At 60.5% G+C, this 14,287-nt stretch carries 12 protein-coding genes and 1 tRNA gene; 2 read left to right on the top strand and 11 right to left on the bottom strand.

Annotated elements, in window-relative coordinates; genetic code table 11:
* Positions 1 to 149: 149 nt before the first annotated feature.
* The 6 genes from AC3ITY_RS27965 to AC3ITY_RS27940 all read right to left on the bottom strand — a co-directional run bounded on the left by AC3ITY_RS27965 (position 150) and on the right by AC3ITY_RS27940 (position 5,763).
* A tRNA-Met gene (locus tag AC3ITY_RS27965) sits at positions 150 to 226 on the bottom strand.
* Positions 227 to 313: 87 nt separating this feature from the next.
* Entirely contained in the window at positions 314 to 1,768 is a 1,455-nt protein-coding gene (locus AC3ITY_RS27960; protein ID WP_489306180.1) for an amidase, read from the bottom strand.
* Positions 1,769 to 1,828: 60 nt separating this feature from the next.
* The gene (locus tag AC3ITY_RS27955) at positions 1,829 to 2,875 is read right to left on the bottom strand and encodes an ABC transporter substrate-binding protein (RefSeq protein WP_489306178.1); all 1,047 of its coding nucleotides are present in this window, start codon (positions 2,873 to 2,875) and stop codon (positions 1,829 to 1,831) included.
* Positions 2,876 to 2,902: 27 nt separating this feature from the next.
* Entirely contained in the window at positions 2,903 to 3,709 is an 807-nt protein-coding gene (locus AC3ITY_RS27950) for an ABC transporter permease (protein WP_178120847.1), read from the bottom strand.
* On the bottom strand, positions 3,709 to 4,629 hold the full coding sequence (locus AC3ITY_RS27945) for an ABC transporter permease (RefSeq protein ID WP_007981819.1): 921 nt from the start codon (positions 4,627 to 4,629) through the stop codon (positions 3,709 to 3,711). Before AC3ITY_RS27945 ends, AC3ITY_RS27950 begins: the two co-directional genes overlap by 1 nt.
* A gap of 15 nt (positions 4,630 to 4,644) precedes the next feature.
* Positions 4,645 to 5,763, bottom strand: coding sequence for an ABC transporter ATP-binding protein (locus AC3ITY_RS27940; RefSeq protein ID WP_489306177.1), 1,119 nt, complete (start codon positions 5,761 to 5,763; stop codon positions 4,645 to 4,647).
* A 228-nt stretch (positions 5,764 to 5,991) separates the two neighbouring features.
* Between AC3ITY_RS27940 and AC3ITY_RS27935 the strand changes: the two genes are divergently transcribed.
* Positions 5,992 to 6,897: a LysR substrate-binding domain-containing protein gene (locus AC3ITY_RS27935; RefSeq protein WP_489306176.1), complete on the top strand. Its 906-nt coding sequence runs from the start codon at positions 5,992 to 5,994 to the stop codon at positions 6,895 to 6,897.
* A gap of 15 nt (positions 6,898 to 6,912) precedes the next feature.
* Here the strand turns inward: AC3ITY_RS27935 and AC3ITY_RS27930 are convergent, their stop codons facing one another.
* Complete coding sequence (locus AC3ITY_RS27930; protein WP_489306174.1) at positions 6,913 to 8,970, bottom strand: methyl-accepting chemotaxis protein; 2,058 nt, start codon at positions 8,968 to 8,970, stop codon at positions 6,913 to 6,915.
* Positions 8,971 to 9,303: 333 nt separating this feature from the next.
* On the opposite strand from AC3ITY_RS27930, the gene AC3ITY_RS27925 reads away from it, so the two are divergent.
* A complete protein-coding gene (locus AC3ITY_RS27925; RefSeq protein ID WP_489306173.1) occupies positions 9,304 to 10,521 on the top strand; it encodes an MFS transporter in 1,218 nt (405 codons plus the stop codon).
* Positions 10,522 to 10,723: 202 nt separating this feature from the next.
* Here AC3ITY_RS27925 and ychF read toward each other — a convergent pair whose 3' ends face one another.
* The 4 genes from ychF to AC3ITY_RS27905 all read right to left on the bottom strand — a co-directional run bounded on the left by ychF (position 10,724) and on the right by AC3ITY_RS27905 (position 14,284).
* The gene (gene ychF / locus AC3ITY_RS27920) at positions 10,724 to 11,824 is read right to left on the bottom strand and encodes a redox-regulated ATPase YchF (RefSeq protein ID WP_489306171.1); all 1,101 of its coding nucleotides are present in this window, start codon (positions 11,822 to 11,824) and stop codon (positions 10,724 to 10,726) included.
* Between the two features lie 22 nt (positions 11,825 to 11,846).
* Positions 11,847 to 12,431 (bottom strand): aminoacyl-tRNA hydrolase, encoded by a 585-nt coding sequence (gene pth, locus AC3ITY_RS27915; RefSeq protein WP_008153430.1) that lies wholly within the window; start codon positions 12,429 to 12,431, stop codon positions 11,847 to 11,849.
* 169 nt (positions 12,432 to 12,600) lie between these two features.
* Positions 12,601 to 13,200: a 50S ribosomal protein L25/general stress protein Ctc gene (locus AC3ITY_RS27910; RefSeq protein WP_008046051.1), complete on the bottom strand. Its 600-nt coding sequence runs from the start codon at positions 13,198 to 13,200 to the stop codon at positions 12,601 to 12,603.
* Positions 13,201 to 13,342: 142 nt separating this feature from the next.
* Entirely contained in the window at positions 13,343 to 14,284 is a 942-nt protein-coding gene (locus AC3ITY_RS27905; protein ID WP_003208392.1) for a ribose-phosphate pyrophosphokinase, read from the bottom strand.
* Positions 14,285 to 14,287 lie beyond the last annotated feature (3 nt).

Here is a 14,287-nt window from a genome sequence, read left to right as displayed (position 1 = left end):
CTGAAACATGCAAGCAGGCATACACGAAGGCGAGGGCTGTCCGGGTACATGGAGCGACAAAACAAATGCACCAGACACAAGAAAGCCCGCACTAGGCGGGCTTCTTGAGGTTGTTTAGAGACTCATGGAGACATCTGTAAACAGGTACTTGGTGGCTACACAGGGACTTGAACCCCGGACCCCAGCATTATGAATGCTATGCTCTAACCAACTGAGCTATGTAGCCAAGTGGCGCGCATTATTCACCGGTAACGGGGATGCGTCAAGCATAAATCTAAAATATTTCTCTGCGCTTTCAACCGTTTATCAAAATCTATCCTCTGAGCAGGGGTGAAGGGCAGCGCTGGAACCAGCGACTGGCCTGTTCGTACGCGTGCGCCAGTTGCAGGACAGCGAAGTCGGCCTGGTGTCTGCCGATGATTTGCAGGCCCATGGGCAGGCCGCTGGCGTTGAAGCCGACCTGCACGTTAGCCACCGGGCAACCGGACAAGGTGCCGGGAATCACCACCTCCATCCAGCGGTGATAAGTGTCCATAGTCACGCCTTCGATGGAGGCGGGCCACGGTCGGGTTTTATCGAACGGGAACACCTGGGCGCTGGGCAGCAGCAAGTAGTCGTATTTTTCGAACAGCCTGGAGATCGCCCGATACCAGTCGCTGCGCGTCACCGAGGCGGCAAACACCTCACTGGCCGAGAGTTTCAGGCCGTTCTCCACTTCCCAGCAGGCCTCCGGTTTCAACAGCGCACGTTTTTGCGGGTCGGCATAAGTCGCACCCAACGAACCGGCGACCATCCAGTGGCGCAATGTCCGCCAACTGCTCCACAGCTTCTCTGGTGCGAATTCGGTTTGAGCGGGCTCAATGTGGCAACCCAGGCTTTCGAAGTCGGAAAAGGCCTTCTCGGACAGCGAGAGGATGCCTTGTTCCATCGGCAGGTAGCCGTTGAAGTCGCCGAGCCAACCCAGACGCGTGCCTTTGAAGTCTCGATCCAGCGGTGCCGCAAAGGCGCTGCCGGGCTCGGCAATGGACAGTGGCGCCCGCGCATCGGCCCCGGCCTGCACCGACAGCAGCAACGCGGCATCGCGCACGCTGCGAGCCATGGGACCTTCGTAGCCGAGTTGGTCGATAAACAGGTCGGCACTGTCATCGAAGGGCACGCGCCCCTGGGAGGGACGGAAACCGAAGATGTTGTTGAAAGCCGCCGGGTTGCGCAATGAGCCCATCATGTCGCTGCCGTCGGCCACCGGCACCAGGTGCATGGCCAGCGCCGCCGCCGCCCCACCGCTGCTACCGCCAGCGGTCTTGCTCGGGTCGTAGGCGCAACCGGTCGCACCGAACAGCGGATTGTAGCTCTGCGAGCCGAGGCCGAATTCCGGGGTGTTGCTCTTGCCGATGATGATCGCGCCCGCGGCCTTGATCCGCTCGACCATGATGCCGTCGCGCTCGGGGATGAAGTCCTTGTACAGCGGCGAACCCAGGGTGGTGCGGATGCCACGGGTCAGGGACAAGTCCTTGATGGCGTGGGGCAGGCCGTGCATCCAGCCACGGTATTGGCCTTTCGCCAGTTCGGCGTCGCGGATATCGGCCTGGGCCAGCAGGTCTTCTGGCGCTTGCAGGCTCACCAGCGCATTGACCTGCGGGTTGAAGCGTTCGATATGGGCAAGATAAGTCTGCATCACTTCCCGGCAGGAAACCTGGCGCAGGCGGATGCGTTCGGCGAGCTCGTGGGCCTGCAACAGGACCAGTTCGCTGATGTTATTGGAGTTCATTGCAAGCGGCCTTTCAGACGGCTGGAAAAACGCCCCTCCAATGCGTCGGGGCGGTAGAGATCAACGCATCAGGTTGGTCCAGAGACGGTCGGCCAGGCGGATCGCGCCTTCGCCGCAGGTCTTGCTGAACACCACGTTGGTGCCTTCGGGAATGTGCAGTTCCGGGGCGTCTTTCAGGCCCGCGTCGAGGAACGGTTCCACACCCTTGATCGGGCTCTGGTGCTTGAGGAAGTTCTGGGTCATCGCCGCGTTTTCAGGCTGGCTGAGGAACGCGATGAAGGCCTTGGCGTTCGCCGGGTTCTTGCTGCCGGTCGGGATGACCATGTTGTCGACCCAGGCCAGTACACCTTCTTTCGGGTACAGGTATTTCAGGCTCGGTTTCATCTCCCGGGCGCGCATCGACGAGCCGCCCCAGAAGGTCGACATGTCGATTTCACCCGAGGCGAGGTTTTCGCGGATCGAGCCGGCCTTGGAACTGTAGGTCTTGACGAAGGGTTTTTGCGCCTTGAGCAGGGTCAGGACCTGCTGCATCTGCTTCGGGTCTTCGCTGCACAGCGGAATGTTCAGGTACAGGCTGGCCATGTCCACCACGTCGCTGACCGAGTCGAACATGTTGATCCGCCCTTGCAGTTCGGCCGGCGGCTCGTAAAGCGCCTTGAGGCTGTCGGTGGGGCCCTTGTAGCGCTCGGTGTTGAGCACCACGCTGGTGGTGCCCCAGATGAACGGCACGGAATAGGCGCCTTCCGGGTCCCAGGTGGGTTTTTTCAGGTTGTCGACGACGCTGGCGTAGTAGGGCTCGTTGACCGGGTCGAAACGCTCCAGCAGCTTTTCCTTGATCAGGATCGGCACGAACTGGTGCGAGGGGATCGCCACGTCATAACCGGCACCGCCCTGTTTCAATTTGGCCAGCAGGGTTTCGTTGGAATCGTAGGAGTCGACGGTGACTTCGATGCCGGTCTGCTTCTGGAATTTGGCGAGAATCTCCGGCGAAAAGTAACCGCTCCAGCTCACCACGTTGAGTTTTTCCGCGGCCTGAACGCTGCCGACCATGGTCAGCGGTAAAGTCAGGAACAACGAAGTGCCGATGCTTGCAATCAACTTGCTCATGCTATTTCCCCACAGTGCGTAGAAGGTTCAGGTTTTCTTTTTGCCCAGCAGATAAGAGAGCGTAACGAACAGCACCGAGACGCCCAGGATCAGCGTTGAGACGGCGTTGACGTCCGGTGTCACGCCCATGCGCAACAGGCCGAAGATGAAGATCGGCAAGGTCGTGGTGCCGGCCTGGGAGACCATCATCGAGATCACGAAGTTATCCAGTGACACGATGAAGGCCAGCATCAGCCCGGAGAAAATTCCTGGCATCAGCAGCGGCAGGGTGACCTTGCGGAAGGTCCGCCATGGGCCGGCATACAGGTCGGCCGAGGCTTGTTCCAGGGACAGGTCCATGTCGTTCAGGCGTGCCCGTATCGGCAGAAAGGCAAACGGAATACAGAACACCGTGTGCGCGATGATCAGGTTGCCGTAGCCCAGGGACAGACCGATGGTGGAGAACAGCGCGAGGGTGGCGACGCCGACCACGATTTCCGGCAGCACCAAGGGCAACATGATCGCGCCCATGGACAGTTGCAGGCCCTTGAACTTCGCACCCCGTGAAGTGCCGAGGGCGGCGAGGGTGGCGATGGCCGTGGCGACCATGCTGGCGCAGACCGCGATCAACAGGCTGTTGCCAGCAGCCTGGCGCAGGGCCTGGTTGGCGAAAGCCGCGCGATACCAGTCGAGGCTGAAACCGGTCCACACCGTGGCCGACTGGTTGGCGTTGAACGAGAACACCACCAGCACCACGATTGGCGCGTAGAGGTACAGGTAGAACAGGAAACTGAAGCCGCCGAAGCCGGGGAAGTCCTGCACGCCCAGCGTATTGCGTTTGAACAGGCCGATCATCATGCACCTCCTTTGGCGATGCGCTGGCGCTCGGCACGCAAGGCATAAACCGTCAGTACCAACATCACCGCCGCCATCAACACCAGCGACAGGGCCGCGCCGAATGGCCAGTTACGTGCATCGCTGAACTGGCGGAAAATCAGGTTGCCGAGCATCATCCGAGTGCCGCCGCCGAGCAGTTCCGGGGCGATCATCGCGCCCAGGCAGGGCACGAAAGTGAGGATGGCGCCGGCGAGAATTCCCGGTTTGGCGATCGGCAACACCACCTTGCGCAGGGTTCGAACGCGTCCGGCGTAGAGGTCCTGAGCAGCTTCGAGCAGGCGGATGTCCATTTTTTCCAGGGTGGCGTAGATCGGCAGCACGACGAAGGGCGCGTAGGTATAAACCAGCCCCAGCAGTACCGCGCCGTCGGTGTAGAGCAGTTGCAACGGCTGGTCGATGACCCCGAGGCCCATCAGGCTGTTGTTGATCACCCCGGTGTTGCGCAGCAGCAGAATCCACGCATAGGTGCGGATCAGCAGGTTGGCCCAGAACGGCACGGTGATCAGGAAGATCAGCAAGCCACGACGATGGGCCGGTTGCATGGCCAGCCATACCGCCACCGGAAAACCGATCAGCAAAGTGATGAGGGTGGTCAGCCCGGCGATGCCGATGGAGCGCAGGGCGATGATCAGGTAGGAGTCGGCAAAGGCCAGGCTGTCGTCCAGTTGCCGCTCGAACAGCAGCGAGGTGTAGGCGTCGCTGCTGAAAACCTTGTTCACCCCGCCGTAGGGGTTGGCCTCCATCAGCGAGTAACCGATGACGATCAGGATCGGCACGATCAGAAACAGGCCGATGGCGATCAGCGCCGGGCTGACACCGAGAAAGCTCTGGAAGGCCCGCCGACGTTCCAGCGTGTTGGCAATCGGTAAAGCGTGCATGGCAATTCCTCGTGCTCAATCGTGCAGGACGCTGGCGCTACCCTGGTCGAACAACAGACCGGCCTGGCTGCCGACGGCGAAGCGTTTGCTCTGGTCGACGCAGTTGGGGGTGCGCACGGTGAGGCGCGAACCGTCGCTCAGGCTGACCTGGTATTGCAGGTCGGTGCCGAGGTAGATCTGCGCTTCGATCCGGCACGGCAGAGCGTTTTCAGTGGTGGCTGGCACCAGATGCAAACGCTCGGGGCGCACGGACAGTGCGACGTTGGCACCGACTCGCACATCGCTGCACGGCTGCGCAGGCAGCGGATGTCCGGCGGGGCCGGCGAACCAGGCCAGACCGTCTTCGACACGGGTGACCGTGCCTTCGATGAAGTTGGTTTCACCGATGAAGTCCGCGACAAAGCGATTGCGCGGGCGTTCGTAGATGTCTTCCGGACGACCGACCTGCTGCACTTCGCCTTCGGACAACACGGCGATGCGGTCGGACATGGTCAGGGCTTCTTCCTGGTCATGGGTGACGAAGATGAAGGTGATGCCGGTGCGGGCCTGAATGGTTTTCAGCTCTTCGCGCATGGCCTGGCGCAGTTTGAGGTCCAGCGCCGAGAGCGGTTCGTCGAGCAGCAAGACTTTGGGATGCGGCGCCAATGCACGAGCGAGGGCCACGCGCTGTTGCTGACCGCCGGACAGTTGCGCCGGCTTGCGGTTGGCAAAGCGCTCCATCTGCACCAGGGCGAGCATCTCGCGCACCCGTTCGGCCATTTGCGTTTTGTTCAGGACTTTGCCCATCGGGTGGGACTCAAGACCAAAGGCCAGGTTCTCGGCGATGGTCATGTGCGGGAACAACGCGTAATGCTGGAACACCGTGTTGACCGGGCGCTGGAACGGCGGGCGGTCGGCGATGTTTTCACCGTAGAGCAGAATCTCGCCTTCGGTAGGGAATTCGAACCCGGCGATCATCCGCAGGAGCGTGGTTTTGCCGCAGCCAGAAGGGCCAAGAAGAGTGAAGAATTCGTTGTCGCGAATGTCCAGGTCGATGCTTTTGAGCGCCACCGGGCCAGTCTTTGGATCACCGTAGACTTTGCGCACTGAGCGGATGGACACCGCCAGCGTTTGCAGCGAATGCAGGGCATTCATGCGTTACCTCCGATTCCCCCATCGCCTGCGCACCTGCTGAAAGCAGCTGTGCCGTCGGGCCATGGATATTATTTTTCTGGGCAGGATCGAGATTGCGTTCGGGTGTTGTAACCAGCTGTTTTTTTGTTCTGCTGTGGATCGATTATCAGCGAGGGGTTGCGGGGGCGAAACTTCAATTTTAACATAGTGGCTGTTAAAAAATTTAACAGCAAAAGGCGCCCGGAAACCATGCCTGACCACCGTTTGCCGCCGCTCAACGCGGTGCGTGCCTTTGATGCCGCGGCCCGGTTGGGCAGCTATGTCGAAGCCTCCAAGGCCCTGCACGTGACCCAGCCGGCCATCGGCCGTCACGTGAAGTTGCTGGAAGACTGGCTGGGCATCCAACTGTTCGAGCGCACCTCTCGCGGGGTCAACCTGACGACGGCGGGGGAGAAGTACCACCGCAAGATCACCGCCGCCTTACAGCTGATCATCGAGGCCGGAAAAGAGGCGCAGCCAAAACACGCCGAACGCTGGCTGCGCATCATGGTGGTGCCGGGGTTCGCCAAGCGCTGGCTGATGCCGCGCATCGAGGCCATGCGTCATCTGCGCCCTGGCTTGAAGTTCGCCATCGAACCCAATTCGACCTTCACCGAAGTGGATGGCAAAAGCGCTGACTTGGGTATCGTCTACGGGTTGGACGGCCAATATGCCCACTCCCGTACCAGCCTGATTTGTCCTCGGGTGTTTCCGATCTGTTCCCCCGATTATCTGGCCAGCGTCGAGTCCATCGACAGCCCCGCGGACCTGGTGAAACACAACCTGATCCACGTCGATGACGGCGAGTGGTGGAACCTGTGGTTCGCCGCCAACGACCTCGACATCCACCTCAATTCGGACATGCTCTATGTCAACAATGATCACGCATTGTCGGTGGCCGAGAGCGGGCAGGGCATCGCGCTGGCCAACGAAGTGTTGGTGCGCGAAGAACTCCATAGCGGCAAGCTGGTGCGGGTGGTGGACGCGCAAGTGAAGCTGGAAAGCTATCGGGTGCTGACGCCGTCCGCCGAGCTCTCGGCGGATGTGGCGTGGTTTATCGACTGGCTCAAGAGCGAACTGGAGCAGGACTTCCCGGAGGCGGTGATCCGCGCCTGAGAAGTCCTGGCGGACTCAACTCAAGCGGAAACGCCCGGTGTTGGCGCTGAGGGCCTTGCTGCCGTGGCTCAGGGTGTCCGCTGCCTGGTTCACCGCGCGGGCACCTTCAAGAAGGCGCACCGCCGCTTGATCGACCTGCTGGATGTTGCCGCTGACCTCGTCGGCGGTACTGGCCTGTTCCTCCACCGCCGTGGCGATTTGCGCCAGGGTATCGGTGACGCTCTGTACCGCGCTGGCGATTTCCCCGAGCCGTTCACCGAGGCCGGTGACCGCTTGCGCATCGGACTCTGCCTGACTGCACGCGGCTTGCATCAGGCTGACGGCCTCATTCACTGTGTTGCGCAGGCTGTCGACCGTGCCGGCAATCTGTGCGGTCGACGATTGCGTGCGTTGCGACAGGCTGCGCACTTCATCGGCCACCACCGCGAAGCCACGCCCTTGCTCACCCGCCCGAGCCGCCTCGATGGCGGCGTTGAGTGCCAACAGGTTGGTCTGCTCGGCGACGCCGCGAATGGTGTCGACCACCAGTTGAATCTGCTGTCCCTGCTCGCTGACCCGACCCAGCGCCGCAGCGGTCTCGTTCAGGCGTTGATTGAGTTGCTGGATGCTCGCGGTGGTGCGCTGGCTGTCACGGCTGCTGTCGGCGGCAATGCGCCGGGTGTGCTGGGCGCTGCCGGACGCCTGTTCGCAACTGTGGGCCACCCCTTGAGAGGTCGCGGCCAGTTGTGTCGCCGCAGCGGCAATCTGGCTGATCTGCAACTGCTGGGCTTCGACTTCGCCCAGGGCGTCGCTGGAGTGATGGTTGAGGGCTTGCACTGCGTTGCTCAGTTGCAGGGTCTCATGATCTACCCCTTGCAGGCTGGTGCGCAGTTGCACCACGGCGACGTTCAGCGCTGTGCTGATGACTGCCAGTTCGTCTCGACCCTGAACCGGCACTTGCAGGCTCAGATTGCCATCGCGCAAGGCCTCGGCCAGTACCGTGATGCCGCTGGCGCTGCGGCGGATCGAGGCCTGCAAACAGATGAACAGATACAGCGCGGCCAACAGCAGGCAGCCCAACACGGCGGCCACCACAATGAACTGGCGGATCGCCGAGTCGTGGTAGTAATCCAGGCGTTGATCCAGCGACACCAGCGACTGCTGGCGCAACGAGGCGAGGTCGGAGAGCAGGGCATCGAGACTGCGTTCGAAGTCCTCCGGCTTGAGGTTGATGCTGCCGCCGAACACGCCATCATCCAGCACCTTCAGGCCCGCATCGAGGCGCTTGAGGCTGTCATGGTATTGCCCGGCCCAGGTTTGCAGGGCGCCAGGCAAGCGCGCTTCGAGCAGGCCTGCGGTTTTCACCAGCTGCTCTCGCGCATCGCCGATGCGGCTGCGCAAGTCGCGCAGTTGCAGGCGGCTTTGCAGGGTGAACTGCCCGGACACCACCGACGCCTGGCCCACCGCCGCCAGACGACCGACCCGTTCGATCAGGTCTGGCGCATGCTGGGTGGAGATCTGCGTCAGCAAGTAGGTTTCCAGCCACGGTGCCAGCGTCAGGCGATTGTCCATGGCGATCTGCTCGCGCAAGGCTTGCAGGGCGCTCAAGGCGTTGGTGAAGCGATCGTAGCCATCGGGCCACCAGCCGACATTGCTCAGGCTTTTTGAGTCGAGGCCATCGAGGGCGGTTTGCAGGGCCTGATAACGCGACAGGGTTTCTCCCTCGGCGCTTTCTTTTTGCAGGGCCTGGCCCAGCTCGATAGTGGCCTGGCTGACGGCGGGCTGAACCGCATCGAAGGCGGCCATCGCGGCGAGGGTGGCCGGCGTTGGCTGGCGATTGGTTTCCGTGGCGCGCCAGCGGGCGGCGCGATCACGCTGGGCAGCGAGCAGGTCATCCAGCGCATCGAGCGCAAGCAGTTGCCGCACCCCGGCGCGTTCGCCGGAGATCAGGCTGAGTTTGTCGCGATAGTCCTGGCCGATCATCCACAGGCTGCCGGCCAGCGGCAGGATGAACAGCAGAAACAACAGCTGGAATTTGCGTGCGAAGCCAAAACGCCCCAGCAGCCCGATCCCCGGTGATAAAAAAGCCTGCATGCCCCATGACTCCTCTGGACACCACGCACTCTTGGCGTGCGTCGGAGGTTGTCGCACCCCCGACTCGTGCCCTCTAAAAAGGCCTCGAAAGTTCACCCTTGTCCGCTCTGTAGGCCGACTCTGTGGCGAAACTTCCCATTGTCGGTCTCCTTTGTAAGGAAGCCGCGTTCAAGCCGACAAGGAAGGCAAGATTCAGACCATGGCTTTGCGCCATCAACCTTGTGGCGATGAAAATCGAGGTCGTTAGCAGGCTAAGGGGATGGCGTTGCCGCACCGAAAAATGGCACATTGACGCACCTGCACGTTTGTACCTCCTGTTGTCTGGAAATTCCCATGGCTATCAGCAACGCCCAGTCCGGCTCAGTGCCGGCGTCCGCTACGCCCCAAAGCAGTCCCCTGGTGATGCGCATCATCGGCGCGGTAGCGCTGGCGCATTTGATCAACGACCTGATCCAGTCGGTGCTGCCGTCGATCTATCCGATGCTCAAGGCCAACTATGGCCTGACCTTCACCCAGGTCGGCCTGATCACCCTGACGTTCCAGTTGACGGCCTCGCTGCTGCAGCCGTGGGTCGGTTACTACACCGACCGCCATCCCAAACCGTGGTTGTTGCCGGCGGGTACGGTCTGCACCCTGGTCGGCATTTTGATGATGTCGGTGGTCGCCAGTTTCCCGCTAATTCTGTTGGCGGCGGGGCTGATCGGCATCGGCTCATCGACCTTCCACCCGGAAGCGTCCCGCGTGGCGCGCCTGGCTTCGGGCGGGCGCTTCGGGCTGGCGCAATCGACCTTCCAGGTCGGCGGTAACGCAGGCTCGGCGTTCGGCCCGTTGCTGGCGGCGGCGATCATCATTCCCTACGGTCAAAGGCACGTGGCCTGGTTCGGCCTGTTCGCGGTGTTTGCGCTGTTCGTGCTCTACCGGATCAGCCGCTGGTACGCCAACCACTTGAACCTGTTCAAGCTCAAGCAAGGTCAGGCGGCGACTCACGGCCTGTCCAAGGGCCGAGTGACCAATGCGCTAGTGGTACTCGGGTTGCTGGTGTTCTCCAAGTATTTCTACATGTCGAGCCTTACCAGCTACTTCACCTTCTACCTGATCGAGAAGTTCGACCTGTCGGTGGCCAGTTCGCAGTTGCACCTGTTCCTGTTTCTGGGCGCGGTTGCGGCGGGGACATTCTTCGGCGGGCCGATCGGCGACAAGATCGGGCGCAAGGCGGTGATCTGGTTCTCGATCCTCGGCGTTGCACCGTTCACATTGCTGCTGCCCCATGTCGACCTGTTCTGGACCAGCATCCTCAGCGTAGTCATCGGCTTCATCCTCGCCTCGGCGTTCTCGGCCATCGTGGTGTACGCCCAGGAGTTGGTGCCGGGCAATGTCGGGATGATCGCCGGGGTGTTCTTCGGCTTGATGTTCGGCTTCGGCGGGATTGGCGCGGCGTTGCTGGGCCATCTGGCGGACATTCACGGCATCGAGTACGTGTATTACCTGTGTTCCTTCCTGCCGTTGTTCGGGGTGTTGGCGATCTTCTTGCCGCGAACCAAAAAGGCCTGATCCAACACCAATCCCCCTGCGGGAGCGAGCCTGCTCGCGAAGAGGGAGTGTCAGTCGACATACATGTGGCTGATACACCGCCTTCGCGAGCAGGCTCGCTCCCACAGTGGTTCGGTGGTGTGGCGGATGAGTATTTCAGGCACAAAAAAGCCGCGTATCAAACGCGGCTTTTTCTTGGGCGGGTGCTTAGCTCTGTATAACGTTAGACGTTGAAGCGGAAGTGCATCACGTCGCCGTCTTTGACGATGTAATCCTTACCTTCCAGGCGCCATTTACCGGCTTCCTTGGTACCGGCTTCGCCCTTGTACTGGATGAAGTCGTTGTAGGCGATCACTTCGGCGCGGATGAAGCCTTTTTCGAAGTCGGTGTGGATCACGCCAGCGGCTTGTGGTGCGGTGGCGCCGACGCGGACGGTCCAGGCGCGGACTTCTTCGACACCGGCGGTGAAGTAGGTCTGCAGGTGCAGCATTTCGTAGCCAGCGCGGATCACGCGGTTCAGGCCAGGCTCTTCGAGGCCCAGGGCTTCGAGGAACATGTCTTTCTCTTCGCCGTCATCGAGCTCGGCGATTTCCGCTTCGATCTTGTTGCACACCGGTACAACCACGGCGCCTTCTTCTTCGGCGATGGCGCGTACAACGTCCAGGTGCGGGTTGTTCTCGAAACCGTCTTCAGCGACGTTGGCGATGTACATGACCGGTTTGGTGGTCAGCAGGTGGAAGCCCTTGATCACCGCTTTCTCGTCGGCACCCATGTTCTTCATCAGGCTGCGCGCTGGCTTGCCTTCGGTGAAGTGAGCGATCAGTTGCTCCAGCAGGCCTTTCTGGACCACTGCGTCCTTGTCACCGCCCTTGGCGTTGCGCGCGACTTTCTGCAGTTGCTTCTCGCAGCTGTCGAGGTCGGCGAAGATCAGTTCCAGTTCGATGATTTCGATGTCGCGTTTCGGGTCGACGCTGTTGGAGACGTGAATCACGTTCTCGTCTTCGAAGCAGCGGACCACGTGGGCGATGGCATCGGTTTCGCGGATGTTGGCCAAAAATTTGTTGCCCAAGCCTTCACCTTTCGACGCGCCAGCGACCAGGCCAGCGATGTCGACGAATTCCATGGTGGTCGGCAGGATGCGTTTTGGATTGACGATGGCCGCCAGGGCTTCCAGACGCGGATCCGGCATCGGCACGATACCGCTGTTCGGCTCGATGGTGCAGAAGGGGAAGTTCTCGGCCGCGATCCCGGATTTGGTCAGGGCGTTGAACAGGGTGGACTTGCCGACGTTAGGCAGGCCGACGATGCCGCAATTGAATCCCATGGTGTTTCCCCTCGGATAAGAGTCAGGCCTTCTGGCTGTGCAGGTTTTTCATCGCGCGGTTCCATTCCCCGGCGAGGATATCCGGCAGCACGCCGAGGGCAAAGTCGATGCTGGCATCGAGTTTTTCCTGTTCGGCGCGTGGCGCACGACCCAGGACGAAATTTGAAACCATACTGGCAACGCCCGGGTGGCCAATGCCTAGCCGCAAGCGATGAAAGGTATTCTGATTACCCAGTTGCGCAATGATGTCGCGCAACCCGTTGTGACCGCCATGGCCGCCGCCCTGCTTGAGTTTGGCAACGCCGGGTGGCAGGTCGAGTTCGTCGTGCGCCACGAGGATTTCTTCAGGCGTGATGCGGAAGAAACCGGCGAGTGCCGCCACGGCCTGGCCGCTACGGTTCATGTACGTGGTGGGAATCAGCAGACGAACATCCTGACCTTGGTGCGAATAGCGCCCGGTCAGGCCGAAATATTTGCGGTCCGCCACAAGGTTCACGCCTTGTGCGTTCGCGATGCGCTCAACAAAAAGGGCCCCTGCGTTATGCCGGGTCTGTTCGTATTCAGCGCCTGGATTACCCAGGCCAACGATCAGTTTGATGGCAGTCACGATAGGGGCCCTTCATTGGAGTGGTGGATAACATCGCCGCAATCAGGGAGAGCGGCGAAAGTGGACGAAAATTGCTCATTTACCATGATGTAAACTCCGCGTTCTCGCCCGCTTTCTCGCTATGCTCTAGTCCGCGATGTTTCCGGTCACTCCGGCGTACAGAGTAAAATTACTCTGCAGCGCCTTCTGCAGCTTCTGGAGCAACACGTGGAGCGTGGACGTTGGCAACAGCCTTGTCATCGCCGTGTGCCAGGGCCACGAACTCAACGCCTTTAGGAGCCTTGAGGTCCGACAGGTGAATGATCGAACCGATTTCAGCGTTAGCCAGGTCGACTTCGATGAACTCAGGCAGATCTTTCGGCAGGCAGGAAACTTCGATCTCGGCAACAACGTGCGAGATTTCGCCGCCTTTCTTGGTCGGTGCTTCTTCGTTGATGAAGTGCACTGGAACGATAGCGGTCAGTTTCTGGCCAGCTACTACGCGTACGAAGTCAGCGTGCATCACGTGGCCTTTGGCCGGGTGACGCTGCAGGGCTTTGATCACGACGTTCTGCTTGGTGCCACCAACGTTCAGCTCGATGATGTGGCTGTAAGCCGCTTCGTTTTCGAGCAGTTTGGCAACTTCTTTGGCCAGCATGCTGATGGATTCAGGGGCTTTTTCGCCACCGTAAACTACAGCTGGAACCAGGCTTGCGAGACGACGCAGGCGGCGGCTCGCACCTTTCCCCAGGTCGGAACGCACTTCAGCATTCAGGGTAAAATCGTTCATGTTGTATCTCCAAAATAACCACATTCGCCCCAGCGTTTGCGACCAGCGCTAAAGGCGATATGGGCAAAAAAGCCCCGCCCCGACAGGAATGCCGGGGCGGGGCGCTTTTCGTCAACGAGACATTTCGAGAAGGGCAGGGCCCTTAGCGGAACATCGCACTGATCGATTCTTCATTGCTGATGCGGCGAACCGCCTCGGCAACTACCGGCGCGATATCCAGTTGACGGATACGCGAGCAGGCTTGTGCAGCAGCGGACAACGGGATGGTGTTAGTCACCACCAGTTCGTCCAGCATGGAATTTTCGATGTTTTCGATCGCTCGACCCGACAGCACAGGGTGTGTGCAGTAGGCGAAAACCTTGGCAGCGCCATGCTCTTTCAGGGCCTTGGCCGCGTGGCACAGGGTGCCGGCGGTATCGACCATGTCATCGACCAGAATACAGGTACGCCCTTCGACATCACCGATGATATGCATCACTTCAGAGTGATTGGCTTTCTCACGGCGTTTGTCGATGATCCCGAGATCCACGCCCAGGGATTTGGCAACGGCACGTGCACGCACGACGCCGCCAATGTCCGGGGACACGATCATCAGGTTTTCGAAGCGCTGATCTTCGATGTCATCCACCAGAACCGGGGAGCCGTAGATGTTATCTACCGGAATATCGAAGAAACCCTGGATTTGGTCAGCATGCAGATCAACCGTGAGAACACGGTCGATGCCGACTACGGTAAGCATGTCAGCCACGACTTTCGCGCTGATAGCCACACGTGCGGAACGCGGACGGCGATCCTGACGGGCATAACCAAAGTAAGGAATAACAGCAGTGATACGAGTAGCCGAGGAGCGGCGGAAGGCATCAGCCATCACTACCAGTTCCATCAGGTTATCGTTGGTCGGAGCGCAAGTCGGCTGAATAATGAAGACGTCTTTACCGCGGACGTTTTCATTGATCTCGGCTGTAATTTCGCCGTCGGAGAATTTACCGACAGAGATGTCACCGAGAGGGATATGCAGCTGACGTACGACACGCCGAGCCAGATCGGGGTTAGCGTTCCCCGTAAAGACCATCATCTTGGACACGCG

It is taken from the genome of Pseudomonas sp. GL_091 (genome assembly GCF_057837725.1).
The sequence above is the reverse complement of the archived record's forward strand: the minus strand, read 5'-3'. Positions and strand labels throughout refer to the sequence as shown.

Coding starts and splice junctions, on each gene's coding strand:
- AC3ITY_RS27940 (WP_489306177.1), bottom strand. CDS start 5,763: ATGAATGCCCTGCATTCGCTGCAAACGCTGGCGGTGTCCATCCGCTCA.
- AC3ITY_RS27945 (WP_007981819.1), bottom strand. CDS start 4,629: ATGCACGCTTTACCGATTGCCAACACGCTGGAACGTCGGCGGGCCTTC.
- AC3ITY_RS27955 (WP_489306178.1), bottom strand. CDS start 2,875: ATGAGCAAGTTGATTGCAAGCATCGGCACTTCGTTGTTCCTGACTTTA.
- AC3ITY_RS27935 (WP_489306176.1), top strand. CDS start 5,992: ATGCCTGACCACCGTTTGCCGCCGCTCAACGCGGTGCGTGCCTTTGAT.
- ychF (WP_489306171.1), bottom strand. CDS start 11,824: ATGGGATTCAATTGCGGCATCGTCGGCCTGCCTAACGTCGGCAAGTCC.
- AC3ITY_RS27930 (WP_489306174.1), bottom strand. CDS start 8,970: ATGCAGGCTTTTTTATCACCGGGGATCGGGCTGCTGGGGCGTTTTGGC.
- AC3ITY_RS27950 (WP_178120847.1), bottom strand. CDS start 3,709: ATGATCGGCCTGTTCAAACGCAATACGCTGGGCGTGCAGGACTTCCCC.
- AC3ITY_RS27925 (WP_489306173.1), top strand. CDS start 9,304: ATGGCTATCAGCAACGCCCAGTCCGGCTCAGTGCCGGCGTCCGCTACG.
- AC3ITY_RS27960 (WP_489306180.1), bottom strand. CDS start 1,768: ATGAACTCCAATAACATCAGCGAACTGGTCCTGTTGCAGGCCCACGAG.
- AC3ITY_RS27910 (WP_008046051.1), bottom strand. CDS start 13,200: ATGAACGATTTTACCCTGAATGCTGAAGTGCGTTCCGACCTGGGGAAA.